Here is a 23422-nt window from a genome sequence, read left to right as displayed (position 1 = left end):
ATGTGTCCTTGTTGATGCTCTGGCCTCAGAGGCGAGCGAAATCGTTAAACAGCGCAATGCCCATCAATAACATCAGAATGGCGGCGCCGATCCTGAAACCCACTTCCTGTATTTTCTCTGATACCGGCTTGCCGGTGACCGCTTCGATAAGGAAATAGACCAGATGGCCACCATCGAGCACCGGCAGGGGGAATAGATTGATAATCCCCAGGTTGACGCTGATCAGCGCCAGAAAACTCAAGAAATAGACCAGACCATAGTCGGCACTGCTGCCGGCGCCCTTGGCAATGGAGATGGGGCCGCTCAGGTTGTCCAGCGACACGATGCCACCGATCAACTTGCCAATCATGTCAAAGGTGAGCGTGATCAGGCTCCAGGTCTTGTCCGCGCCATGCCACAGCGCCTGCAAAGGCCCATACTGTAACAGAATTCGATATTCATCCGGTAATGGAACCAGTTGCGGCGAGAGACCGACGAATCCTACCAGCTTGCCCTGCACCTTGCGGCTGTCCGGGGTCAGGGTCACGTTGAGATCACTGTTGTTGCGCTCAACCACCACTTGCAGGGGTTCACCCGGTGCCTGCTGCACCAGTTCGACAAACTGGGCCCACGCGGTAATAGGCTGATCGCCGACCTGTTTGATACGGTCACCGACCTGCAGCCCCGCCTTTTCACTGGCACTCTTGGGCACCACGGCAGCCACGACAGGCAGCACTTTGCCACTCAGGGGGACGATCCCCAAGCTGCCGATGGGCGACTCTTTATCCGGATCGAAGGTCCAGCCGGTCAGCGACAAGGTTTTATCGGTGGCATAGCTGGTATTGGGTGCCTGCACTTTCAGGGTGACTGCATCATCACCCAGATGGCTGATAAGGGCGTAAGTGACGCTCTCCCAGTCACCGGTCTGCTCATCACCGACCCCGACAATCTCCATCCCCGGCAGCACACCCGCCTCGGCCACGATGGATGCCGGACGCACTTCACCGATCACCGGCTTGACGCTCGGCACCCCGATGATAAACATCAGCCAGAGGGCAAACAGGGCAAAGACGAAGTTGGCCATAGGACCCGCGGCGACAATCGCCATCCGCGCCCAGACACTCTTGTGGTTGAAGGCATACTGCTCGTCACCGGGCTTGAGTTCATCGACCCGGCCATCCAGCATCTTGACGTAGCCACCCAGCGGGATCAGCGCCAGCACATATTCGGTGCCATCTTTACCCATCCGGCGCCAGATCGCCTTGCCAAAACCGATGGAGAAGCGCTCAACCTTGACGCCACAACGACGGGCCACCCAGAAGTGACCAAACTCGTGCACCGCGACCAGCAGGCCCAGCGCAACAACAAAGGCACCGATATTCCACAACACACCGCCCATCAGCCAAGCTCCTCAATCAAAGTGTGAGCACGGGCTCTTGCCGCACCGTCCAGGGCAAACAGATCATCGAGCGAGCCGACTGCGCTGCTCTCCAGCGCCAGCATCACTGCCTCGTTGATCCGGGCAATATCCATAAAGCCGATGCGCCCGGCCAGAAAGGCAGCAACCGCCTCCTCGTTGGCTGCATTCAGCGCAGTGGTCGCCGCTTGTCCCTTCTGGCAGGCATTGATGGCCAACGCCAGACAGGGGTAGCGATCGTAATCAGGCCGGATAAAGCTGAACTCTCCGACACTGAAGAAATCCAAAGGTTCCACACTGGAGGGGATGCGATTGGGATAAGCCAGCGCATGGGCGATGGGGGTACACATATCCGGATTGCCAAGCTGGGCCAGCACGGAGCCATCCTTGTACTGCACCATGGAGTGGATCACCGACTGCGGGTGGATCACCACCTGGATCTGCTCGGGCGCCGCATTGAACAGCCAGCGCGCCTCGATGTACTCCAGTCCCTTGTTGATCATGGTGGCGGAGTCGACCGAAATCTTGGCCCCCATCGACCAGTTGGGATGGGCGATGGCCTGTGCCGGCGTCACCTTGGCCAGCTCGCTGATCTCGGTGTAACGGAACGGGCCGCCGGAACCAGTCAGCAAAATCTTGCTGATCCCCGCCACCGCCAGATCGCAAAAACCGGGCTGGCGCTGCACGGCGGTCGGCAGACACTGGAAGATAGCATTGTGTTCGCTGTCGATGGGCAGCAGCTCGGCGCCATGTTCGCGCACGGCTTCCATGAAGAAAGCACCGGACACCACCAGCGCCTCCTTGTTGGCCAGCAAAATACGCTTGCCGGCACGTACCGCGGCCATGGTCGGGGCCAGTCCGGCCGCCCCCACAATGGCGGCCATCACGCTATGGGCGTCGGGGTGAGCGGCAACCTCACAAAGGGCTGCTGCACCAGACATGACCCTGGTCGCACTGCCGTGCGCTTTCAGACGGGCAGCCAGTTCACGGGCGGCATCCTCATCGACCATCACGGCAAAACGGGGGGAGAATTCGAGGCAGTCCCGCAACATGGCATCCACGTTGCGGGCGGCGGTCAACGCCAACACTTGCCAACTGCCCGGGTTATGGCGCAGCACTTTCAAGGTACTCTGACCGATGGAGCCGGAGGCCCCCAGAATAACCAGTGACTTGTGCATCAAAACTCCTGACTGAGTAGCAGATAACTGAGCAGAAACACCGGCAGAGCGGCGGTCAGGCTGTCGATCCGGTCGAGAATACCGCCATGACCCGGCAGCAGGGTGCCGGAATCCTTGATGCCCGCTTCGCGCTTGAACATGCTTTCGGTCAGATCGCCGAGTACGGAGGCCAGCACCGCCAGCAGAGAGCAAAACAGCACGGTGATCATCTTGGCAGGAACAAATCCCATCGACCAGGTGACACCGATGGCCAGCAGGCTGGCGGTAAAGAGGCCGCCGCACATCCCTTCGATGGTTTTGCCCGGACTCACAGCCGGTGCCAGCTTGTGCTTACCGAACGCCTTGCCGAAAAAATACGCGCCAGAATCTGCCGCCCAGACCAGTCCCATCACGAACAACAGGATCCAGGCCCCCATCATGGGGTCATGGTAAAAGTTGTAACCACGGATGGCGACCAGCGACCAGAAGAAGGGAACCAGGGTCACCAGACCAAACAGCGATTTGAGCCAGATAGACTCTTTCCACAGCTTGGCGCTTTGGGGATAGCGCAGCACCAGCAGCAGACCCAGCAACCACCAGCTTACCGCGGTCCAGAGCACGCCCATCACGAGGGGGTGCAGGTGGGGCGTCCAGAGTTGCTCCACCGGCAGCCAAAAGAGGCTGGCACCGAGCAACAGACAAAATACGATGGGCAACCATTGCTGCGGAGCAGCAGAGACAAACCCACTCCATTCGCGACTGGCCAACAAAAACACCAGCGCAGCCAACAGGGCAAAAAATTTCAATGGCAGAAAGAAGAGCGCCCCCAACACCAGGGGGATCAACATCAAAGCAGTAATAATTCGTTGTTTTAGCAAAAGAAACCTCTCTCTTGGGAGCGGGGTTTAGCCGGTCTGCTGCTCGGCGATCAATTCCCGTATCTGTTCACCCGTGCAACCGAAGCGACGCTCGCGGGCAACGAAAGAGGCTACAGCCTCACTGAACTCGGCCTCGTTGAAATCGGGCCACAATACCGGGGTAAAATAGAGCTCGGCATAGGCGAGCTGCCATAACACAAAGTTGCTGATGCGATGATCGCCACCGGTGCGGATCAACAGGTCCACGGGTGGCAGATCGGCCATGCAAACCTCACGGGTCAACATGGATTCATCAATGTCGTCAGCGGCCAGTTCACCGGCCGCCACTGCTTTAGCCAGCTTGCGGGCCGCCTGGGCGATATCCCACTGGCCGCCATAGTTGGCCGCAATGTTCAGGGTCAACCCCTTGTTATTGGCGGTCAAGGCTTCCGCCTTGGCGATTTTGGCCTGCAACCGCTCACTAAAGCGAGCAGTATCGCCAATCACCTTGAGCCGGATCCCGTTGTTGTGCAGTTTCTGCACCTCACGACCCAGCACTGTGATGAACAGTTCCATCAAGGCACTGACCTCCCCTTCCGGGCGGCGCCAGTTCTCGCTGGAGAATGCAAACAGGGTCAATGCCTCGATCTTGGCACGCGCAGCAAAGGTAACGGCCTCGCGCACTGACTTGACGCCCGCCTTGTGGCCATAAACCCGCATCTTGCCTCGGTTCTGGGCCCAGCGACCGTTACCATCCATGATGATGGCGACGTGACGGGGTAAAGACGAGTTGGCACAATCACCCAACGCAGCCAAAAGCGACATGTAATTCTCCCACAAAGACAAAAGCGCCGTGCAGGGGCACTACACGGCGCTCGTAATATACCTTTCAGACGGTTAGATTTCCATTAGCTCCTTCTCCTTTACGGCAAGGGCCTCATCGACCAGCTTGATGTAGGAGTCGGTCAGTTTCTGGATCTCTTCCTGGGCGCGACGGTCGTCGTCTTCGGAGATCTCTTTGTCCTTCAGCAGCGCTTTCAGATCAGCGTTGGCGTCACGACGGATGTTGCGCACGGCAACACGAGCGTTTTCCGCTTCGGCACGGACGATCTTGGTCAGGTCACGACGACGCTCTTCGGTCAGCGGCGGCAGCGGCACGCGCAGGGTCTGGCCATTGCTGGACGGGTTCAGGCCCAGATCGGAGGTCAGGATCGCCTTCTCTACCGCCTGGATCATGGAGCGGTCAAAAATGGAGATGGAGAGGGTGCGAGCATCTTCTGCCACGACGTTGGCCAACTGTTTCAGCGGAGTGGCAGCACCGTAATACTCAACCTGGATGCCGTCGAGCAGGCTCGGGTGAGCGCGGCCGGTACGGATCTTGGACATTTGAGTCTTGAGCGCTTCTACGCTCTTGCCCATGCGCTCCTTGGCGTCGTTTTTAATCTCGTTGATCACAGTGGTTTTCCTTTTGGCGAACGAGCCGCTACACGGCCCGTGTCTATCTTATTTACTGACGTGATGGATAGGATAAGAGCGCCAGGTGGCTCACTTTTATCTTATTTACCAACGTGGTGGATCAGAGTGCCTTCCGGTTCACCCATGACAACCCGGCGCAGGGCACCCGGTTTGTTCATGTTGAACACGCGGATCGGCAGATCATGGTCACGTGCCAGGGTAAAGGCAGCAAGATCCATCACCTTGAGCTCTTTTTCAAGAACTTCATCATAACTCAGTTCATGATACAGCACGGCATCCGGATTCTTGACCGGATCTTCGTTGTATACACCATCAACTTTGGTGGCTTTGAGCACCACGTCAGCTTCGATCTCGATCCCGCGCAGGCAAGCCGCAGAATCGGTAGTGAAGAAGGGGTTGCCGGTACCGGCAGAGAAGATAACGACTTTGCCAGCACGCAGCTGGCTGATTGCCTCGGCCCAGCTGTAGGAGTCGCAGACGCCTTGCAGGGAGATGGCAGACATCAGACGGGCATTCACATAAGCACGATGCAGGGCATCACGCATGGCCAGACCGTTCATCACGGTTGCCAGCATACCCATGTGGTCGCCCACCACGCGGTTCATGCCCGCTTTGGCAAGACCGGCACCACGGAACAGGTTGCCACCACCGATGACCAGACCGACCTGAACACCCAACTCAACCAGTTCTTTGATCTCTTGGGCCATCCGCTCCAGCACCGCCGGATCAATGCCGAAACCCTCGGATCCTTGCAGGGCTTCACCACTCAACTTCAGAAGAACACGTCTGTATGCAGGTTTGGGATTGGTACTCATGTCACTGATTCCTGGTCATATAAAGACCGCGACATAAGTCGCGGTCTGGGGAAACGGAAAAAACCGGTTCGATTAGGCCTTTTGAGCGGCCGCGATTTGGGCTGCAACTTCAGCAGCGAAATCGGTCTCTTGCTTCTCGATGCCTTCGCCCACTTCGAAACGGGTGAAGGAGACAACGTCAGCGCCTTCTTTCTTCAGCAGCTCGGCAACGGTCATGGAAGGATCTTTCACGAACGGTTGACCAGTCAGGGAAACCTCACCGGTGAACTTCTTCATGCGGCCTTCAACCATCTTCTCGGCGATCTCTTTCGGCTTGCCGGAGTTGATGGCGATGTCGATCTGGATTTCGCGCTCTTTGGCAACGACTTCAGCAGACACGTCTTCAGGCTTGACGAATTGCGGGCTGTTGGCAGCAACGTGCATGGCCAGATCTTTGGCCAGCTCGGCAGAACCACCGGTCAGCTTGGTGATAACACCAATGCGGGAACCGTGAACGTAGGTACCCAGGTTGTCACCTTCAACCAGCATCACGCGACGCAGGTTCATGTTCTCACCGATCTTGGCGATCAGGTTGGTGATGGTCAGCTCGACGGATTCGCCGTTACCGAAGTCAGCGGCTTTCAGCGCGTCAACGTCAGCAATTTTCTGGGTCGCAGCGATGTCAGCGATCTTCTGGCCCATTGCCATGAAGCTGGCATCTTTGGCGACGAAGTCGGTTTCGCTGTTCAGCTCGATCATGACGGCAACGTTGCCTTCGGTGCGAGCAAAGATAACGCCTTCAGCGGCGATACGGCCAGCTTTCTTGGCGGCTTTGGCCTGACCGGATTTGCGCATGTTCTCAATTGCCAGCTCGATATCACCAGCAGCTTCTTCCAGTGCTTTTTTGCAATCCATCATGCCAGCGGCAGTGCGCTCGCGCAGTTCTTTTACCAGGGCGGCAGTAACGTTAGCCATGTCCAGTATCCTCGGTCTTGAATTGACAAGAAACAGGGGCCACAAGGGCCCCTGCTAACCAATTACATCAGCTTGGTTAATAAGGGCTTTACAGTCCTTATCAATTACTCAGCTTCAACGAAGCCATCTTGTTCGGCTTGAACAACGATGTCCTGAGCGCGAGCTTCCAGTACGGTGTCAGCAGCAGCATTCAGGTACAGCTGTACGGCACGGATAGCGTCGTCGTTACCCGGGATGACATAGTCAACGCCGTCCGGGTTGGAGTTGGTATCAACGATGGAAACTACCGGGATACCCAGGTTATTGGCTTCTTTGATAGCGATATGCTCGTGGTCGGCATCGACAACGAACAGAACGTCAGGCAGGCCGCCCATGTTCTTGATACCACCCAGGCTCTTCTCCAGCTTTTCCATTTCGCGAGTACGCATCAGCGCCTCTTTCTTGGTCAGCTTGTCGAAGGTACCGTCTTGGCTCTGGGTTTCCAGATCTTTCAGGCGCTTGATAGACTGACGAACGGTTTTCCAGTTGGTCAGCATACCGCCCAGCCAGCGGTGGTTTACATAGAACTGGTCGCAACGCTCAGCGGCTTCTTTTACGGCTTCAGACGCGGCACGCTTGGTACCAACGAACAGTACCTTGCCTTTCTTGGCAGCTACGGAGCTGATGAAGTTCATGGCATCGTCAAACATCGGAACGGTTTTTTCCAGGTTGATGATGTGAACTTTGCTGCGTGCACCGAAGATGTAGGATTTCATTTTCGGGTTCCAGTAACGAGTCTGGTGACCGAAGTGAACGCCGGCTTGCAGCATGTCGCGCATAGAAACTTTAGCCATTTTATACCTCTGTATTGGGGTTAGGCCTCCACACATCCCATATAACCGACCCGTTAAGGCACCCCGGCATATGTGTCGATGTGTGTGTGTTGTTTAAGTAAGGGTGATGAAATCGGGACGCAAGTTCCCCATTCCGGCGCGCTTTATACCATAACTTTGTTCAGGACACCACCGGCCGACACCCTAAACAGGTGTAAATATGGATCCCGCCAGAGGATGCTGCGACGCTGATTTGACGTTGTGATGACAATCACACTGGAAGTACGCGGGGGTTGCGGATAAAATTTTGCCCTGATTGCAAACGCATCTATTTTTCATTACCTGTCCTGTCTGCCCTCGCAGGCCCAGCGGCAGGCCGCAAGAGAGATCCCATGTCCATTAAAATCAAGACACCGGAAGAGATTGAAAAGATGCGCGTTGCCGGCCAATTGGCCGCCGATGTGCTGGTCATGATTGCGCCCCATGTCAAAGCTGGCGTCACCACTGACGAACTGAACACCCTCTGCCACGACTATATTGTCGACGTACAACAGGCGGTTCCAGCTCCGCTCAACTACCACGGCTTCCCCAAATCCATCTGCACCTCGGTGAACGATGTGATCTGCCACGGTATCCCGAATCACAAGAAGCTGCGCGATGGCGACATCATCAACCTGGATATCACCGTTATCAAGGATGGTTACCACGGCGATACCTCGGCCATGTTCATCGTGGGTGAAACCACCCCGCTGCGCCGCCAGCTCTGCAAAGTTGCGCAAGAGAGCCTCTACGCCGCCATCAAGAAGGTGCGTCCGGGTGCCTGCATTACCGAGATTGGCACCGTCATTCAGCCCATCGTTGAGAAAGCCGGTTTCTCCGTGGTGCGTGACTACTGTGGCCACGGCATCGGTGCCGAGTTCCACGAAGAACCGCAGATCCTGCACTACCGCAACAGCGGCAAGCTGGAGCTGAAAGCGGGCATGTGCTTCACCATCGAGCCCATGGTCAACAGCAAGAAGTATCACTGCAAGGTCAATCCGAAGGATGGCTGGACCGTGACCACCAAGGATGGCGGCGACTCCGCCCAGTGGGAGCACACCCTGCTGGTGACCGAGGATGGCTGCGAGGTGCTCACCCTGCGCCCCGATGACACTATCGACCGCTTCATCAAACACAGCTAACATCGAACCCCGGCCCTGAACTTCCAAAGCGCCGGGGTTTTTACTTCTGTTTCAGCCATTTGCCTGCCACTGTGTGTGAGATGCCATGGACGCCAGCCTGCTTTCCCCCCATTTGTTACCCGATGATCAGCTCACTCGCGACAACTGTAAAGAGTACCTGAGCCGCTTTCTCGGCTGGCTGCACGCCCGTTTTGATGCCGGCGACAACATCATCGAGCTGGTTGCCACCCGCTCCGAATACATGGATCAGCTGCTCTGCCGGCTGTGGCAGAAGTTCGGCTTCGACAAGAGCGACCTCACCCTCATCGCGGTAGGCGGTTATGGCCGTGGCGAGCTGCACCCCCACTCCGACATCGACCTGCTGATCCTCTATGACGGCGACGAACTGGACGAGGTGTTGGGACTGCGGATCGGCGAGTTCATCACCTTGCTGTGGGATCTCAAGCTGGAGGTGGGTCAGGCGGTGCGCAACGTGGCGGAGTGTCTCGAGCAGGGGCGTGCCGATATTACGGTCGCCACCAACCTCATTGAGGCCCGCTACATCACAGGTCGCCAGGAGGGTTTCCGGCAACTGAAAGAGGCCACCGGCCCCCAGCACTTCTGGCCAAGCGAAGCCTTCTTTCGCGCCAAGCGCCAGGAGCAGGCGGAGCGTCATCAACAGTTTCTCGGCACCGCCTACAAGCTGGAGCCCGATCTCAAGAGCAATCCGGGCGGTCTGCGGGATATTCAGACCCTTGCCTGGGTCGCCCGCCGCCACTTTGGCGCCACTACCTTGTTCGAGATGACCAGCCACGGCTTTCTCAACCGCGCCGAGTATCGCGAACTGCTCGACTGCCAGAATTTTCTCTGGAAGGTGCGCTTTGCCCTGCACATGGCCATCAACAAGGGAGATAACCGCCTGCTGTTCGATCGCCAGCGCACCGTAGCCCAGATGCTGGGATTCGAGGGGGAAGGCAACACTCCGGTCGAGCAGATGATGAAGCGCTTCTACCAGACGGTGCGGCGGGTCTCCGAGCTCAACGAGATGCTGCTGCAGCTGTTTGACGAAGCGATCCTCGGCAACACCGCCATGGATGTGCGCCGCCTCTCCGACGAGTTCCAGCTCCGTGGCCGCCTCATCGATGCAGTGGATGCGGAGCTGTTTAGCCGTGAACCGGCCGCCATCTTGCGCCTGTTCTATCAGATGGCCCAGCATCCCGAGATTGCCGGCATCCACTCGGCAACCCTGCGCCAACTGCGCGAGGCGCGCCGCAAACTCAACTGCTGGCTGCAGGACTTGCCTGACTGCCGTCGCCTCTTTATGGCGCTGCTGCGCCACCCCAATGGCATCGGCCTACCGCTCACACTGATGCACAAGTACGGCATCCTCGCCGCCTATCTGCCTCAATGGAACCTGATCGTCGGCCAGATGCAGTTCGACATGTTCCACGCCTACACGGTGGATGAGCACACCCACCGGCTGCTCAAGAACATTCACCAGTTCCCTAATCCGGCCAGTCGCCAGAGCCACCCGCTCTGCCACGAGGTCTTCACCCGGCTGCGCAAACCGGAGCTGCTCAGCATCGCCGCCCTGTTCCACGACATCGCCAAAGGGCGGCGCGGCGATCACTCGGAACTTGGCGCCGTCGATGCGTTGGAGTTCTGCCAGCTGCACGGCCTGGATCGCTACGAGAGTCGGCTGGTCGCCTGGCTGGTGCGCCACCATCTGCTGATGTCAGTCACCGCCCAGCGCCGCGATATCTACGATCCCGACGTGGTCACCGACTTTGCCCAGAAAGTGCGCGACGAGCAGCATCTCGACCTGCTCTACTGCCTCACCGTGGCCGATATCTGCGCCACCAACGATACCTTGTGGAACGACTGGAAGGGCACCCTGCTGCGGGAGCTCTACTTCGCCACCCAGAAGGCGCTGCGCCAGGGGCTGGAGAACCCGCCCGATATGCGGCTGCGCATTCGCGAGAACCAGCGTCAGGCCAAGCAACTGCTGGCACAACGGGATGTATCGGAAGAGGCAATCAACCAGCTCTGGGCCGATTTCAAGGCCGACTACTTCCTGCGCCACAGCCCGGAGCAGATCGCCTGGCACTGCCGCCACATCATCGAGCATGGCGACAATCCGGCACCGCTGGTGATCATCGGCAAACACCCGACCCGCGGCGGCAGCGAGGTATTTATCTACTGCCGCGATACCCCAAATCTGTTTGCCACCGTCGCCTCGGCGCTGGATCAGAAGAACCTCAACATCCACGACGCCCAGATCATGAACTCGCGCAGCAACTTCGTGCTCGATACCTTCGTGGTGCTGGAGCCAAGCGGCGAGCCCATCAGCCCCAACCGCACCGCCACCATCAAGAAAGCTCTGGAGAAGGCGCTGCAGGAGCCTGGCAAGCTGGTGCTGCGCAACAAGCCGTTGTCACGGCGCCACCGCCAGTTCAGCGTGCCGACCCGGGTAGTCTTTCTGCCTCATAAAGGGGAGAGCCGTCACACCCTGATGGAGCTGACTGCCCTCGATACCCCCGGCCTGCTGGCGCGGATCGGTGCGGTTTTCCAGCAATGTGGCCTGTCGCTGCACGCCGCCAAAATCGCCACTTTCGGTGAGAGGGTCGAGGACTTTTTCAGCCTGACCAGCCTCGATGGCGAGCCATTGACCGCCGAGCAGCAAAAACAGCTGGAAGAGCGACTGGTACACCAGCTCAATCCCCAGCAGTCGGTACTGGATTAAGCGAAGAGTGATTCGAAAGAGGCTGATTGTCGGGCGTTTTTTACCATACCAAACAACTGGTTGGCGCACATCGGATGAAGAAATGGTCGCTGGCTGGAAGAATTCCGGTCAACCCCTTAAAAACAGTCGGAAAAGTGTGATACAACAAACAGAATTTTTTAAAGGAAACCTGTCATGACCGAGTTGCAACAGATCATTGAAGCGGCCTTCGAGCGCCGCGACACCATTACTCCGGGCTCCGTGGATAGCGCCACCAAGTCCGCCATCCTGCAAGCCATCGACCTGCTGGACTCTGGCAAGGTACGGGTTGCCGAGAAGATCGCCGGTGAGTGGGTTGTCCATCAGTGGTTGAAGAAAGCGGTACTGCTCTACTTCCGCATCAACGACAACGGCATCATCAAGGGCGACGATGCCCAGTACTACGACAAGGTTCCCCTCAAGTTCTCCAACTACACCGCCGAGCAGTTCAAGGAAGCGGGTGTGCGCGTGGTGCCGCCGGCAACAGCCCGCAAAGGCTCTTTTATCGCCCCCAATACTGTGCTGATGCCCTCCTATGTCAACATCGGCGCCTTCGTTGACGAAGGTACCATGGTCGATACCTGGGCTACTGTCGGCTCTTGCGCCCAGATCGGTAAGAACGTCCACCTCTCCGGCGGCGTCGGCATCGGCGGCGTACTGGAACCGCTGCAGGCCAACCCGACCATCATCGAAGACAACTGCTTTATCGGTGCCCGCTCCGAAGTGGTTGAAGGGGTCATCGTCGAGGAAGGTTCCGTCATCTCCATGGGCGTCTTCATCGGCCAGTCCACCCGCATCTATGACCGCGAAACCGGCGAGATCCACTACGGCCGCGTACCGGCTGGCTCAGTGGTCGTCTCCGGCTCCCTGCCCTCCAAGTGCGGCAAGTACAGCCTCTACGCGGCGGTGATCGTCAAAAAGGTCGATGCCAAAACCCGTGCCAAAGTCGGCATCAACGCCCTGCTACGCTCCATCGACGAGTAATCAGCATTGCTGTGACCCAAAAGGGCGCCTGATGGCGCCCTTTTGATTTTGGCGCCCCTGTCACAGGCAAGCCATGAGGCATCGGTTAAGATGGATGGGACAGGATCGTTTCAAACCGAGGAAGCCTGATGTACGAGAATCTGAAGAGCCTGGGGATCCAGGATCCCGCCTCCGTCGACAGCTATACCCTGCGCCAGGAGGCCAACCACGACATCCTCAAGATCTACTTCAAGAAGCAGAAGGGCGAGTTCTTCGCCAAGAGTGTCAAATTCAAGTATCCCCGCCAGCGCAAGACCATGCTGGTCGACTCCGGTACCCATGAGTACAAGGATGTCACCGAGATCAACGCCAACCTCAAGTATGTAGTGGATGAGCTGGACAACCTGACCCAGGGCGTTCATCAGCAGGCCGACCCGGACATCAAGCAGAAGATCCTGCGCGACCTGCGCCATCTGGAAAAAGTGGTGCAGAACAAGATCAGCGAAATCGAGCGGGATCTGGAGAAACTCTAATCCCCCCGACTCGACAATAGAGCGCCCAGGTGGCGCTCTTTTTATTGGCTGACTTTATATGGGTTTATCTGGTGATGGTGTGCGATAAGGCGAGCGAGGCACAACGCCGACAGAAGGTATCCCTTTACATATCGCATCTTGGGCAACGAGACTCCTGCCGAGATCGATCTACAGCGACTCGCACGCTCCATAACCACAAATAGCAAGAGGGAGGCTTTCGCCTCCCTCTTCAAACACGCTGATATTCAGGCAACAGAATTAGTTGCTCTTCATCCAGATGTCCATGTCGGTTTTCAGGTTGTCGGACTTGGTACCGAAGATGGCTTGAACGCCGGAACCAGCCACTACCACACCGGCAGCACCCAGCTTCTTCAGACCAGCCTGGTCAACCTTGGCAACATCTTTCACGCCAACACGCAGACGAGTGATGCAGGCATCCAGAGAAGCGATGTTCTCTTTACCACCGAAGGCGGCAACCAGAGCAGCAGACATCTCGTCTTTGCCTTGGCCAACGGCCTCTTCAGCAGTCTCGTCTTCACGACCCGGGGTTTTCAGGTTCATGGCACGGATAACGAAGCTGAATACCACGTAGTAGATAGCCGCGTAAACCAGACCCAGACCAACCAGCAGCAGCATGTTGTCGGCACGCGGTGATTGCACCACGAAGTCGATGAAGCCGTTGGAGAAGGTGTGACCGTGTACGATACCCAGAGAGTTGGTCAGCACATAAGCCAGGCCAGCCAGTACCGCGTGAATTGCGTACAGAACCGGAGCGATGAACAGGAAGGAGAATTCAATCGGCTCGGTGATACCGGTCAGGAAAGAGGTCAGGGCTGCAGAGGCCATGATACCAACGATCTTGGCACGGTTTTCCGGCTTGGCAGCGTGAGCAATGGCAAACGCAGCAGCAGGCAGACCGAACATTTTGAACAGGTAGCCACCAGCCAGCTGACCAAAGCCGTTACCGGCAGCGCGGGACGCGTCATCAGCAGTCAGGAAGCAGGTCATGATACCGTGAACAGTTTCACCGGCACCGTTGACGCAGGTACCAGCCTGATAGAAGAACGGTACGTTCCAGATGTGGTGCAGACCGAACGGGATCAGGGAGCGCTCAACCACGCCGTAGATACCGAAGGCCAGTACCGGGTTCTGGTTGGCAGCCCAGTCAGAGAAGGCACCGATGGCGCCACCCACTGGCGGCCAAATCACGGACAGGATCACACCCAGACCGATGGAGAGGAAACCGGTGATGATGGGTACGGCACGTTTGCCCGCGAAGAAGCCCAGGTACTCTGGCAGCTGGATCTTGTAGAAACGGTTGAAGGCCCAAGCAGCGATACCACCGGCCAGGATACCGCCCAGCACGCCGGTTTCGATGGTTTCAACACCCATCACAGGTGCCATGACCTTCAGGGTTGCGACCATGATGCCGTAGCCAACGATGGCTGACAGACCGGATACACCGTCGTTATTGGTAAAGCCAAGAGCAACACCCACTGCGAACAGCAGGGCCATCTGGCCAAATACAGAACCACCGGCTTGCTCCATCAATTGGGAGACAATTTCCGGCATCCAGCTGAAGTGGGCAGCACCCACCCCCAGCAGAATACCTGCGACTGGCAAGACTGATACTGGCAGCATCAGCGCCTTACCAACCTTTTGCAGATTAGAGAAAGCATTTTTGAACATTGTGTGCGCTCCTGAATGGATTGTCGTCCCTGAACGATCTATCTGGATGAAATAAGGACTGATTCATTCAGATATCTTCGAGTCGGGCTTGTTTATTTTGACCATCAGAATATAACCCAGCGGGTCATAAATTGCTGCTTTCGAAGGCGGGGGAATATTGAATTTGGAGGGAAGATCACAACTTGTTTAGCAGCTAAAAAACAACACTAATATAAGTTAATAATCTGCATTATCACTCTAGTACAAAAACATATAAATAGCAGTTTCACTTTGTATTTTAATAATGCGATTTATATCAAATAGAAACTTATTGTAACTCAGTGTAACGGAGTGATTTTTATTTATTACAGTCTACCGATTAAAAAGGCCTCCAACAAGGGAGGCCTCAATAAATATATCTGACCAGCAAACGGTCGTATTACTCTATTTTTGCGAGCGCTTGACCGCATCAATAAACACGCTTTTTGCCTTGGTTGAACCGGCCCGCTCGGCCTCGTTCACCAGCTTCATCGCCTTGTCGATATCCCCCGCCTTGACCGCTTTTTCGATCTGGCTCTGATAGAAGGCTTCAGTTTCACTCAGCATGGCAGGTGCTGAAGTTGATGCTGGTAACACGATGGCACTTTTGCTATTGCCTACGGTAGGCTGAGGTGAGGGAGTGATGGACTGGTTTTGCACTGCACCTAATGACATTACCTGCCCTGAACTCAAGAGCTGGCCAGATGAACGCACCGACAGAGCTAAATTACCAGACATGCTGTGTGAGAACACAGGATCAGCTTCTACCGGCTCGGCCAAGCCAGTCTCCTTTGCCCATTTTCTTGCCGCAGACATTACCTTAGTCTCACCCTGACGACTTTTGGGGTCCGCCTTGATAATCATAAACTCAGCCTGCTGGCCAGATGACGCTTGGTCTAAGGTAATATGGCTATCCAGGGAAATGCGACGACCGATGCTGCCATAAACGAGCTGGAATTGCTCAGCATTGACTTCTTTGACAACCCTCAGAGTTTTGTCTAAAAAAAGCACACTTGGCAACATGATGCTATCAGTGAAATAAGACTTAAGCGTGATATCTATTTGGCTACGCTGTTTGGGCAGCTGAAAGGCTTTGAAGTAAGACTTACCATCATTGAAGTCAAATATAGGCGAAGAAGAATCCAAGACTACTTCCAGAGTGCTGTCATCATCTGGCAATGCATCAAGGGGCATCTGAGCGAAATCTATGCAACATGTGGGAGACGCCATCAAGGTAGCGAATCCAGAATCCGGAATTGACTGTGAGCTATGACTGGCACACCCACCCAACAGCAGAACTCCAGCCACGATCACTGCCACTTTCGTGTTACGTCTCATAATAACTATTCCTTTAAATCAAGAAGCGACGCATGAACATGCGCCGCTTCTTTTACTGTTAGCTGAGAATCAGCTTAGAACCATACTTCAGCTTCAACCCCGAAGAACACTTGTGAGGTAGACAGCTTGCCGTTGTCTTTGGTGGAGTCAATGCTGATCGCACCAGAGGCATTTTCATCGCTGGATTTCACCCAGGTCACGAAGGGTTTGATCTGTGGACGTCCCCAGTAATCTGCATCAACCGTGAACGCTGTAGCTACTTCCAAAGCATAGAACTGGGTATTTACATCCGTGCGACCCCACTGTGCTTTACCATTCTGATCTTCAACTTTCTCGTTCGCATAGGAACCGGTCAGGATCAAACGCAGATTGTCATTGATCTTGTAGGATGGCTGCAGGGCAAAAATGGTACGAGCAACGTCGAGATCGCCACCCCAGTCTACATGCTGTGGAGCCCAGTAAGTCAGTTCACTACCAAGCTGCAAGCGAGGAGCCACTTCGGCAACACCATAAGAGGTGAAGAACAGCGCGCTGGAGTCTTTACCAAAGCCACCGTTCCAGGAACCGAAGTTAACCCCACGATTGGAGGCCATACCTTCACCATAAGCGATAGCCGTTTTGGACCAACCTTTAAAACCATAATAATCGCGGTTATAGGCAATAGAGGCACCAACACCGGTGTCTGCATTTTTAGTATATTTTCCGGTAACCGAATCTTTGTTTGATATGGCATCTGAATCGGTATTAGCTTGCTTCATACCTTTCAGGTCAAAATCAAAGGTACCACCTAGTGCCGCCAAGCCGTAATAAAAAATATTCAAAGAAGTAGCAGTACGAACGGAACTGGTGCACTTGAAGTTATTAGCATCAGGCTTACCGTCACCGTCACAATCTTTTTCGTCTCCATAACGAACTTGGCCTGCATCATCAGCTGATACCACGGCCATACCAAAACCACCATTCTGGAAACCAGCACCGACACCTGAAGATTGCTTCCAGAACTCTTTGGTCAAGATCCCTTGTTCACGGTTCAAATAACGTTGACCGGCCCAAATTTTGGTATCCTTATCAAGGAAATCAAAACCAGCCAGCTCCACATAGGCTTCTTTCATTTCAAATTGGGCATCATCACGATTTGTCTGCAGTGAGCCTTCTGAGGAAACAAAATAGCCTGTGTCACCTGCATTCTGATTCCCATATTCGGCGCGTGTGACAAATTCACCCTTTACACCATTTTTGCCTTCAAATTTCTTTTTTACAGACAACTCGACCTGGTTGGCATTTTCATCCATAGAGGTCACAGTACGGTAGTCCTGTTTCCCCAAGGTGTTCATTTTGCTGGCGCCATCGCCATTCCATTGACCACCCAGACGACCATAACCATGTACTTCCCAACCATTATCTGCGTCAGCAGCAACAACAACACCGGAAGAGAGCGCCATACTTACTGCGGCAGCTATCGGAAGCCATTTTGCATTCATTGTCATTTTCCTTTTCCCGCTGAGGATGAGTGATGTCCTAATAATCAAGGCTTAGCCAGTAGATATATCCAAGTGACAAGCAGATGCGATTATATGGAGCATGCCAGCTGGGTGATATGACAACACTCACAAAATGAACGCCCATTGCCAAACTACAACAAAAAGTACAAAAAAAACCCTCAGAAACAACAAACAAGCAGAAATAAAACCCAAAGTGGCAGATTTAAAGCAATAAAAAACTACTTGAAAGCGATACCAACAAAAATATAAGCCATCAAGAAATGTCTCATTAGCTCCACAATTCTTTAAAAACATGATTGAAATCGCTTTCAGCGATTGAACTATTTAGAAAGAACTATGTACATATTTCCATACGAAAGAGGACTCAAAAGAGAAAAATAAAACAACAACAGAGATAATTTATGGGAACATATGAGAAATGACAGTTCACAAATAACAATCCCCTGCCGGTTAAGGATCAGGGGATTGATATAGCTCTATTTCAAAGAATATTCAGGGCTGAATATCCCACTTTTTCAGCCAGCTGAGTGCCACCTGTTCGGGTTCATCGTGCACGGTGGCATCCAGCTCCAGCGGGGGCATCACTCGCGTGGCGCCCAGCTCTTGCAGCAACCCGTCCAGCCGACGGCCCGCGCCACAAAAATGGTCATAGCTGCTGTCACCCATGGCAATCAGGGCATACCGCAGCCCCTTGAGCCAGGGCGCCTTGTCAGCCAGCTCGCTGGCAAAGGGCTGCAGATTGGGAGGAATGTCCCCCTGCCCGGTGGTGGCACTGACCAGCAATAAAAAACGACCGGGGTCGATGTCCGCCAGCCGTGCTTCTTCGTGCAGGGTACAGTGATGCCCCTTGCGTTCCAGTTCATCTGCCAAGGTCTCGGCCACCAGCATGGCTGCGCCGTAGACAGTTCCTACCACGATATCGATCTGCGCCATTCTCCTCTCCCTGCTTGAGTCACTCTTTTGAGCAACTCTATCAGCAAGCTGGCGTCAGATGCCACCGGTTCAGGACTGAGGATCAGGCGCTTAGTAGTCGCTCTCGCTGGCGGGCCAACCCAGCTCGGCAAACAGGCGCAACACATCCTGACCGAGCGGAGCCTGGATCCGCATCGGCACCTTGAGCACCGGATGGGTAAAGCTCAGGGTGCGGGCCACCAGCAGCAGCCGTTCGCAGCCAAAGTGCTCGCGAAAGAAACGGTTGTGACGACCATCCCCATGGGTGGTATCCCCGACGATGGGGTGGAACAGGTGATCCATATGACGGCGCAGCTGATGCTTGCGGCCGGTCTTCGGGAACAATCTGACCAGACTGTAGCGACTGGTGGGGTGCTTTTTGGAGACCGCGTGGGGCAGCTCGACCTGATGCAAACGCCGGAAGGTGGTGACGGCATCTTGCGCCGGGCGATCCGGGTTGCTCATGGCATCGGCAATCTTGTCCAGCTGCTCCTTGAGGGGATAGTCGATCACCCCCTGCTCGGGTGCCCAGCCGCGCACTAGAGCCAGATACTCCTTGTGTACCTGACGTTGGGTGAAGGCTTCGGTCAGCGCGCGGGCAATCACCGGATCGAGCGCAAACAGCAACACGCCGGAGGTGGGGCGGTCAAGGCGATGCACCGGATAGACATGGCGACCGCCGATGAGATCCCGGGTCATCTGCATGGCAAAACGGGTCTCGCCCTTGTCGAGCCAACTGCGATGCACCAGCAGACCGGAGGGCTTGTTGACCGCCACCAGCCACTCATCCTGATAGAGCAGGGTCAGCTTCAAGTCACTCTCTTCTCGGGTTTGATCTGGCATCATTGTTCGATCACTTTGCCGGAAAGCAGCAGATCGAAGCGGGCGATCAGGCGCAGCAGCGCTTCTGCTTCGGCCAGATCTTCTTTGTAGACTTCGCTGGCCATGGGATAAAGGGAGACGCTGGTGGGCAGCGGAGCCTGCAACATCACCAGCTGCTCCATGCGCGGGATCAGCACGAACTGCAGCCACTGATCAAAGCTCAGGGTATCGACACAAAAAGGCAGGGTGCTTGCCAGGGCTTCGTCACCGGGATGGTCAGCTTGCCAGCGCTCAAGGCGCTGCAACTCGGCGGTGAGTTCCCCCAACAGGCCAGCTACCAGCAAATATTGATTCATCTCGCTCTCTTCCTCATAACCACAGATTGATCCGCTGACCCGACAGGGTCAGCCAGGATGCCAGTACATTCGGTCGCGCAGCACCGGCGATTAAGCCGGCTCGTCGACATACACGGCAGCCAGCACGGCCTGCCGCCGTTAAAAAAGGGCGATACTATACACCTCCCCCCGCATGGCTGCCATGTTGATATCTGCCGCAACGCGCGTCTGCTGCCACTGGCTATCCTCGGCAAGGGCCTTATAATCGGCCCGCATCACCATTAGCCGGATCTCACCATGTCTGCGACGCCTACTGCCATCAATACTTTGACCGAATTTCTGACTCAGGCTGGCACCCAGTTCCAGCTGTTTGACATGGGCCGCCAGGTGCGGCCACTGGCAAGCGATACCTTTGTGCGTATCGAACAGCAGCAGGAGCCCTATCCCTGGCCGCTGCAACAGCACGCTTGGCTGGGTGTACACTTCTTCCAGCCGAGCGAGTCTCGCCACTACCTCTGGTTCCTCAAGTTTGCCCTCGATGAGCGCGGCCTGCTGATGTCAAATGGCCCCAAGCTGTTCATGGATCAGGTAGTGGAGACCCTGGGCTACAAGCTCACCGGCGATCTGGATGAAGAGAAAGCCCAGCGCTTGGCCGACAATCCCTACACCTTCCGCCCGGCGGAGGCAAAAATGGCCAGTCTGCATGCCAAGCTGGCGCGACAACTGGAGCAGGCCCCTTCCGCCTATTACGATGCCCTCTGCCACTATCTGGCCGCCCCCAACGACACCGGTTGGCAGACGCTGGGACTACAGGGCTTTGCCGATCTGGCCGAGCGACTGCATGATGAACGCAATCTGGCGCTGATCTGCAAGGCGCTGCCCAAACTGCCGCAAGAGCCGCTCTACGCCCTCTGCCAGAGCCTTGAAAACGCCCCGCTGCCGCCGGCAGTACAAGGCGCCCTGCTTGAGCGGATCGGCAAGGAGCAGGAGTGCGCCGCCCCCAACCCTGAGACCCTGGCCTACCTCTGCCGCGCTATGGCCTCCTGCCCCGGCAGCACCTTGCGCACCAATAAGCTGCTGACCCTGCTGCAAACCCAGCCAAGCCCGGCGCTGCTGCTCGCCATTGCGGGCCGGCTCTGGCCCGATCTGAAAGATGCCAATCTGCTCAGCCACTATCTGGAACAGCTGGCACTGCAACCGACCCAGTTCTTCAATCAGGTTTTTGCCGAGTTGGTCACTTTACCGGCCCTGCGCAATGATATGCTGGCCAGACTGCGAGACCCCGAGCGCAGCGATGCGCTGGGCAAGGCCATCGGCCGTCTGTTTGCCTCGGCCTGATCCCTCGCCTCCCCCTCACGCCACGAGGCAACACGGCGGGAAATAGAAAAGGAGATCGGGAGTGCCGAGCAGGACTCCCGGTTATCGACATCACGATAAGGAAGCCCGCCTATGGGAGAGATGCTCGGAATTTTGTTGCTGATTGCCGTTGCCGGCCTGTTCTGGCTGCAACGCCAACAGGCAGAAGTGGCCTGGCAATATATGCGCCGCTACTGCCAGCACCATGATCTGCAACTGCTGTCACTGGCTCGCCATCGGCGGGAGCTGGCGCATAATCCCCTGCGGCTGCTGACCCACTATCAGTTTGAATTCTCCAGCGATGGCGAGAGCCACTATCAGGGCACCCTCAAGATGCAGGGGCTGCACGTCGTGGGCGTTGATCTGCCACCCCATCGCATCCCCTCTGCCTGATCCCCAATCTCGTCTCTGCGCCCGATGGCTGTGCCTGTCTATAATCTCAGGGATTAAACAAAGGGAGAGACGAGATGGAACCCCTTGTCCACGATCTGCCAGCCCTGTTTGCCCAGCTCGGGATGGCCAACGACGAGCTGAGCCTGCACCGCTTTGTGCACGACCATCACCTCGACAATGAGACCCTGCTGCCGGAGGCCGGTTTCTGGAACGCCGCCCAGGCCAGCTTTCTGCGCGATGCCCTGTGGAACGACTCCGACTGGTGCGAGGCGATCGACCAGCTCGATGTGATGCTGCGCCAGCCCCGCTAAGCCGCCCGCCCCTTTCCTCCCCTGCCGGCTTTGGTTAAGATCCCGCCCCGATATCGATCCCCCCTTCTCACCCAGAGCATGCTTATGTCCGCCCACGAGATCATCCGAATTGCCAACGAGCTGGCCGCCAAGGGCCTGACGCCCACCACTGCCATGATCAAGGCCCGCCTCACCCAGCCTGTGCCGATGGCCGAGCTGCTGAAAGTGCTGAGCCAGTGGAAGCAGCAGCCAGTTGCGACCGCCGAGAGCGAGATCCTGCCAGAGGCTGTGCCTCAGCCAGCACCGGAGCTCACCCTGCAGCAACTCGCCGAACAGCTCGCGCGCATCGAACAGAAGGTGGATCGCCTGACCGACCTGCTCCTCCAGCAGGGGCAAGGCTGAACCATGTATATCGTCGAACTCTGCTTTGAGTGTTACCGCGATACCTCCCTTGGCGAAGCCGAGCGGGCCATCGTCAACTACCTCGACATGCTGCGTTATCAGGGCCAGATCCTCGGGCGGGAATTCCCCACCAGCATGCATGACGGCTATTTCGTCAGTCGGGTAGTCTGCCCGGAGCAGGATAGCCTGCACCCCGACAACCAGAGCGAGCAGGTCAAACTGGCCGAACAGCAGCTCAATCAGTCCGGGTTATTGGCGCCAAAGCTCCATCTTCAAGGGGCGGATCTGCTCTCCGACAGCACCGACCCTTGCGGCACACAGGGCGAGCGCCCCAGCTGGATGATGCTCTATACCAGCTTCCTGCATACCTGCTCGCCGCTGCGCTGTGGTGACCACTTCGCCCCCATTCCGCTCTACCAGCTGCCCGCGGTCGCCAACGGCGATCAGAAACAGATCATCAAGTGGCAGGAGGATTGGGAGGCATGCGATCAGCTGCAGATGAACGGCTCCATCGCCGAACATGCGGCGCTGCACGAAATCGGCGAAGTGGGCAGCCGCCTCTACCGGCGCGGCACCGATTTGGCCAAACGGTTGGAAGTGCTGAGCGGCATCCCCACCTACTACTACCTCTACCGAGTGGGCGGGTTGAGCGCGGCCGAGGAGAAGGCGCGCCCCTGCCCCAGCTGTGGCGGTGAGTGGGCGCTGGCAGAGCCACTGCACGAGATCTTCGACTTCAAGTGCGACAGCTGCCGTCTGATCTCCAACCTCTCCTGGGATTTCAAGGATTAAGCGCGTTCCCTGTACGCGATGCCATAAAAAAGAGCCTTGCCGCATGGCAAGGCTCTTTTCGTTCCGATGAGTAACCTTGGCTCGAAGCGGCGCTATTGCGGCAACGTCTCCAGCCGCTCCAGAAACGCCGGCAAAGAGGGCGCCAGCGTCAGACGGCGGCCGGAATCGAGCCACTCCAGCCACACCTGACCACTCTCGTTATCCAGCGAGATGAGCGTCATCTCGTTGCGGGTGGTGGCAATAAAGATGGAGGGGGTTCGTTTTAGCTTGCGCAGCATCAGCAAGTGGCCGATGAGGTTCTCCTTGAGCAGGTCGAGATCCACGTCGTTCCACGGCAGGAGCAATTCAAGGCGCAGCCCCTTGAAAAGGCAGGGGATGGGGCGGCTGAACCAGTGCCCGAACAGGGCAATGGCGCTGGGATGAATCGTCAGCTCGAGGGCATCGGCCATGGCTGTAAAGTCGGCGGGCTCGGAGCGATGGTGAGGACGCCAGGCCACCCGACCATCGGCGGGCTCACCAAGCTGGCAGGGGGAAAGCCAGTCCGCCTCCCACTCGCACAGGGGCAGGCCTCGTCTGGCCTCGCCATCCCGTTGCCAGCGGGCAAAAAAGTGCTCCAGGGCAGACAAAACTTGATCCGACATCGAAAATCCCCA

24 protein-coding genes are annotated in these 23422 nt (G+C 56.5%); 9 read left to right on the top strand and 15 right to left on the bottom strand.

All coding sequences use genetic code 11. The annotated features are described in order from the left end of the window. Positions 1 to 25: 25 nt before the first annotated feature. From rseP to rpsB, 8 genes are all read right to left on the bottom strand, one after another. Positions 26 to 1378, bottom strand: a complete 1353-nt coding sequence (gene rseP, locus AB5Y92_RS03095; protein ID WP_058058902.1) for a sigma E protease regulator RseP — start codon at positions 1376 to 1378, stop codon at positions 26 to 28. Continuing rightward, positions 1378 to 2574, bottom strand: a complete 1197-nt coding sequence (gene ispC / locus AB5Y92_RS03090) for a 1-deoxy-D-xylulose-5-phosphate reductoisomerase (protein ID WP_368225515.1) — start codon at positions 2572 to 2574, stop codon at positions 1378 to 1380. The genes rseP and ispC overlap by 1 nt, the downstream gene beginning before the upstream one ends. After that, on the bottom strand, positions 2574 to 3431 hold the full coding sequence (locus AB5Y92_RS03085) for a phosphatidate cytidylyltransferase (RefSeq protein WP_026034918.1): 858 nt from the start codon (positions 3429 to 3431) through the stop codon (positions 2574 to 2576). Before AB5Y92_RS03085 ends, ispC begins: the two co-directional genes overlap by 1 nt. A gap of 27 nt (positions 3432 to 3458) precedes the next feature. Beyond that, positions 3459 to 4235, bottom strand: coding sequence for a polyprenyl diphosphate synthase (uppS, locus tag AB5Y92_RS03080; RefSeq protein ID WP_005338574.1), 777 nt, complete (start codon positions 4233 to 4235; stop codon positions 3459 to 3461). Positions 4236 to 4307: 72 nt separating this feature from the next. Next, positions 4308 to 4865: a ribosome recycling factor gene (frr, locus tag AB5Y92_RS03075; RefSeq protein ID WP_042055110.1), complete on the bottom strand. Its 558-nt coding sequence runs from the start codon at positions 4863 to 4865 to the stop codon at positions 4308 to 4310. A gap of 101 nt (positions 4866 to 4966) precedes the next feature. After that, entirely contained in the window at positions 4967 to 5701 is a 735-nt protein-coding gene (pyrH, locus tag AB5Y92_RS03070) for a UMP kinase (RefSeq protein WP_005338577.1), read from the bottom strand. Between the two features lie 72 nt (positions 5702 to 5773). Continuing rightward, a complete protein-coding gene (gene tsf, locus AB5Y92_RS03065; protein WP_005338578.1) occupies positions 5774 to 6655 on the bottom strand; it encodes a translation elongation factor Ts in 882 nt (293 codons plus the stop codon). 104 nt (positions 6656 to 6759) lie between these two features. Beyond that, on the bottom strand, positions 6760 to 7488 hold the full coding sequence (gene rpsB, locus AB5Y92_RS03060) for a 30S ribosomal protein S2 (RefSeq protein ID WP_005303470.1): 729 nt from the start codon (positions 7486 to 7488) through the stop codon (positions 6760 to 6762). Positions 7489 to 7859: 371 nt separating this feature from the next. Here rpsB and map point away from each other — a divergent pair, with 371 nt between their 5' ends. The 4 genes from map to AB5Y92_RS03040 all read left to right on the top strand — a co-directional run bounded on the left by map (position 7860) and on the right by AB5Y92_RS03040 (position 12884). Then, a complete protein-coding gene (gene map / locus AB5Y92_RS03055) occupies positions 7860 to 8648 on the top strand; it encodes a type I methionyl aminopeptidase (RefSeq protein ID WP_043818982.1) in 789 nt (262 codons plus the stop codon). A gap of 85 nt (positions 8649 to 8733) precedes the next feature. Continuing rightward, positions 8734 to 11370, top strand: coding sequence for a bifunctional uridylyltransferase/uridylyl-removing protein GlnD (gene glnD, locus AB5Y92_RS03050; RefSeq protein ID WP_127006393.1), 2637 nt, complete (start codon positions 8734 to 8736; stop codon positions 11368 to 11370). A gap of 174 nt (positions 11371 to 11544) precedes the next feature. Continuing rightward, a complete protein-coding gene (gene dapD / locus AB5Y92_RS03045; protein WP_064338550.1) occupies positions 11545 to 12372 on the top strand; it encodes a 2,3,4,5-tetrahydropyridine-2,6-dicarboxylate N-succinyltransferase in 828 nt (275 codons plus the stop codon). Positions 12373 to 12500: 128 nt separating this feature from the next. After that, on the top strand, positions 12501 to 12884 hold the full coding sequence (locus tag AB5Y92_RS03040; protein ID WP_005338583.1) for a DUF3461 family protein: 384 nt from the start codon (positions 12501 to 12503) through the stop codon (positions 12882 to 12884). 258 nt (positions 12885 to 13142) lie between these two features. Here the strand turns inward: AB5Y92_RS03040 and ptsG are convergent, their stop codons facing one another. The 6 genes from ptsG to AB5Y92_RS03010 all read right to left on the bottom strand — a co-directional run bounded on the left by ptsG (position 13143) and on the right by AB5Y92_RS03010 (position 19560). Beyond that, on the bottom strand, positions 13143 to 14573 hold the full coding sequence (ptsG, locus tag AB5Y92_RS03035) for a PTS glucose transporter subunit IIBC (RefSeq protein ID WP_005338586.1): 1431 nt from the start codon (positions 14571 to 14573) through the stop codon (positions 13143 to 13145). 423 nt (positions 14574 to 14996) lie between these two features. Next, entirely contained in the window at positions 14997 to 15929 is a 933-nt protein-coding gene (locus AB5Y92_RS03030; RefSeq protein WP_331379012.1) for a MalM family protein, read from the bottom strand. Between the two features lie 74 nt (positions 15930 to 16003). After that, complete coding sequence (locus tag AB5Y92_RS03025) at positions 16004 to 17410, bottom strand: carbohydrate porin (protein WP_331379013.1); 1407 nt, start codon at positions 17408 to 17410, stop codon at positions 16004 to 16006. A gap of 513 nt (positions 17411 to 17923) precedes the next feature. Continuing rightward, positions 17924 to 18364, bottom strand: a complete 441-nt coding sequence (locus AB5Y92_RS03020) for a flavodoxin (RefSeq protein ID WP_164537528.1) — start codon at positions 18362 to 18364, stop codon at positions 17924 to 17926. Between the two features lie 90 nt (positions 18365 to 18454). Further along, a complete protein-coding gene (truC, locus tag AB5Y92_RS03015) occupies positions 18455 to 19228 on the bottom strand; it encodes a tRNA pseudouridine(65) synthase TruC (RefSeq protein ID WP_041202291.1) in 774 nt (257 codons plus the stop codon). Further along, a complete protein-coding gene (locus AB5Y92_RS03010; RefSeq protein WP_005338596.1) occupies positions 19225 to 19560 on the bottom strand; it encodes a YqcC family protein in 336 nt (111 codons plus the stop codon). The genes truC and AB5Y92_RS03010 overlap by 4 nt, the downstream gene beginning before the upstream one ends. Positions 19561 to 19836: 276 nt before the next feature. On the opposite strand from AB5Y92_RS03010, the gene AB5Y92_RS03005 reads away from it, so the two are divergent. From AB5Y92_RS03005 to AB5Y92_RS02985, 5 genes are all read left to right on the top strand, one after another. Continuing rightward, a complete protein-coding gene (locus AB5Y92_RS03005; protein ID WP_040067970.1) occupies positions 19837 to 20877 on the top strand; it encodes a DUF3549 family protein in 1041 nt (346 codons plus the stop codon). 111 nt (positions 20878 to 20988) lie between these two features. After that, positions 20989 to 21288: a DUF3301 domain-containing protein gene (locus tag AB5Y92_RS03000; protein WP_005338600.1), complete on the top strand. Its 300-nt coding sequence runs from the start codon at positions 20989 to 20991 to the stop codon at positions 21286 to 21288. A 74-nt stretch (positions 21289 to 21362) separates the two neighbouring features. Next, positions 21363 to 21599, top strand: coding sequence for a DUF2789 family protein (locus tag AB5Y92_RS02995; RefSeq protein WP_005338602.1), 237 nt, complete (start codon positions 21363 to 21365; stop codon positions 21597 to 21599). Between the two features lie 84 nt (positions 21600 to 21683). Beyond that, entirely contained in the window at positions 21684 to 21980 is a 297-nt protein-coding gene (locus tag AB5Y92_RS02990; RefSeq protein WP_005343755.1) for a DNA-binding protein, read from the top strand. A gap of 3 nt (positions 21981 to 21983) precedes the next feature. Beyond that, on the top strand, positions 21984 to 22769 hold the full coding sequence (locus tag AB5Y92_RS02985; protein WP_368225511.1) for a Zn-ribbon-containing protein: 786 nt from the start codon (positions 21984 to 21986) through the stop codon (positions 22767 to 22769). Between the two features lie 92 nt (positions 22770 to 22861). Here the strand turns inward: AB5Y92_RS02985 and syd are convergent, their stop codons facing one another. Next, positions 22862 to 23410 (bottom strand): SecY-interacting protein, encoded by a 549-nt coding sequence (gene syd / locus AB5Y92_RS02980; RefSeq protein WP_368225509.1) that lies wholly within the window; start codon positions 23408 to 23410, stop codon positions 22862 to 22864. Between the last annotated feature and the right edge of the window lie 12 nt (positions 23411 to 23422).

This window comes from Aeromonas sp. R1-1 (assembly GCF_040908495.1).
Classification (GTDB): Bacteria; Pseudomonadota; Gammaproteobacteria; order Enterobacterales; family Aeromonadaceae; genus Aeromonas; species Aeromonas veronii.
This window is presented reverse-complemented; position numbering and strand designations above follow the sequence as displayed.

What these genes read in the sequence shown, in the direction of transcription:
- rseP (WP_058058902.1), bottom strand. Translation starts at nt 1,378, where the DNA reads ATGGGCGGTGTGTTGTGGAATATCGGTGCCTTTGTTGTTGCGCTGGGC.
- ispC (WP_368225515.1), bottom strand. Translation starts at nt 2,574, where the DNA reads ATGCACAAGTCACTGGTTATTCTGGGGGCCTCCGGCTCCATCGGTCAG.
- uppS (WP_005338574.1), bottom strand. Translation starts at nt 4,235, where the DNA reads ATGTCGCTTTTGGCTGCGTTGGGTGATTGTGCCAACTCGTCTTTACCC.
- pyrH (WP_005338577.1), bottom strand. Translation starts at nt 5,701, where the DNA reads ATGAGTACCAATCCCAAACCTGCATACAGACGTGTTCTTCTGAAGTTG.
- tsf (WP_005338578.1), bottom strand. Translation starts at nt 6,655, where the DNA reads ATGGCTAACGTTACTGCCGCCCTGGTAAAAGAACTGCGCGAGCGCACT.
- rpsB (WP_005303470.1), bottom strand. Translation starts at nt 7,488, where the DNA reads ATGGCTAAAGTTTCTATGCGCGACATGCTGCAAGCCGGCGTTCACTTC.
- map (WP_043818982.1), top strand. Translation starts at nt 7,860, where the DNA reads ATGTCCATTAAAATCAAGACACCGGAAGAGATTGAAAAGATGCGCGTT.
- glnD (WP_127006393.1), top strand. Translation starts at nt 8,734, where the DNA reads ATGGACGCCAGCCTGCTTTCCCCCCATTTGTTACCCGATGATCAGCTC.
- dapD (WP_064338550.1), top strand. Translation starts at nt 11,545, where the DNA reads ATGACCGAGTTGCAACAGATCATTGAAGCGGCCTTCGAGCGCCGCGAC.
- AB5Y92_RS03040 (WP_005338583.1), top strand. Translation starts at nt 12,501, where the DNA reads ATGTACGAGAATCTGAAGAGCCTGGGGATCCAGGATCCCGCCTCCGTC.
- ptsG (WP_005338586.1), bottom strand. Translation starts at nt 14,573, where the DNA reads ATGTTCAAAAATGCTTTCTCTAATCTGCAAAAGGTTGGTAAGGCGCTG.
- AB5Y92_RS03030 (WP_331379012.1), bottom strand. Translation starts at nt 15,929, where the DNA reads ATGAGACGTAACACGAAAGTGGCAGTGATCGTGGCTGGAGTTCTGCTG.
- AB5Y92_RS03025 (WP_331379013.1), bottom strand. Translation starts at nt 17,410, where the DNA reads ATGAATGCAAAATGGCTTCCGATAGCTGCCGCAGTAAGTATGGCGCTC.
- AB5Y92_RS03020 (WP_164537528.1), bottom strand. Translation starts at nt 18,364, where the DNA reads ATGGCGCAGATCGATATCGTGGTAGGAACTGTCTACGGCGCAGCCATG.
- truC (WP_041202291.1), bottom strand. Translation starts at nt 19,228, where the DNA reads ATGATGCCAGATCAAACCCGAGAAGAGAGTGACTTGAAGCTGACCCTG.
- AB5Y92_RS03010 (WP_005338596.1), bottom strand. Translation starts at nt 19,560, where the DNA reads ATGAATCAATATTTGCTGGTAGCTGGCCTGTTGGGGGAACTCACCGCC.
- AB5Y92_RS03005 (WP_040067970.1), top strand. Translation starts at nt 19,837, where the DNA reads ATGTCTGCGACGCCTACTGCCATCAATACTTTGACCGAATTTCTGACT.
- AB5Y92_RS03000 (WP_005338600.1), top strand. Translation starts at nt 20,989, where the DNA reads ATGGGAGAGATGCTCGGAATTTTGTTGCTGATTGCCGTTGCCGGCCTG.
- AB5Y92_RS02995 (WP_005338602.1), top strand. Translation starts at nt 21,363, where the DNA reads ATGGAACCCCTTGTCCACGATCTGCCAGCCCTGTTTGCCCAGCTCGGG.
- AB5Y92_RS02990 (WP_005343755.1), top strand. Translation starts at nt 21,684, where the DNA reads ATGTCCGCCCACGAGATCATCCGAATTGCCAACGAGCTGGCCGCCAAG.
- AB5Y92_RS02985 (WP_368225511.1), top strand. Translation starts at nt 21,984, where the DNA reads ATGTATATCGTCGAACTCTGCTTTGAGTGTTACCGCGATACCTCCCTT.
- syd (WP_368225509.1), bottom strand. Translation starts at nt 23,410, where the DNA reads ATGTCGGATCAAGTTTTGTCTGCCCTGGAGCACTTTTTTGCCCGCTGG.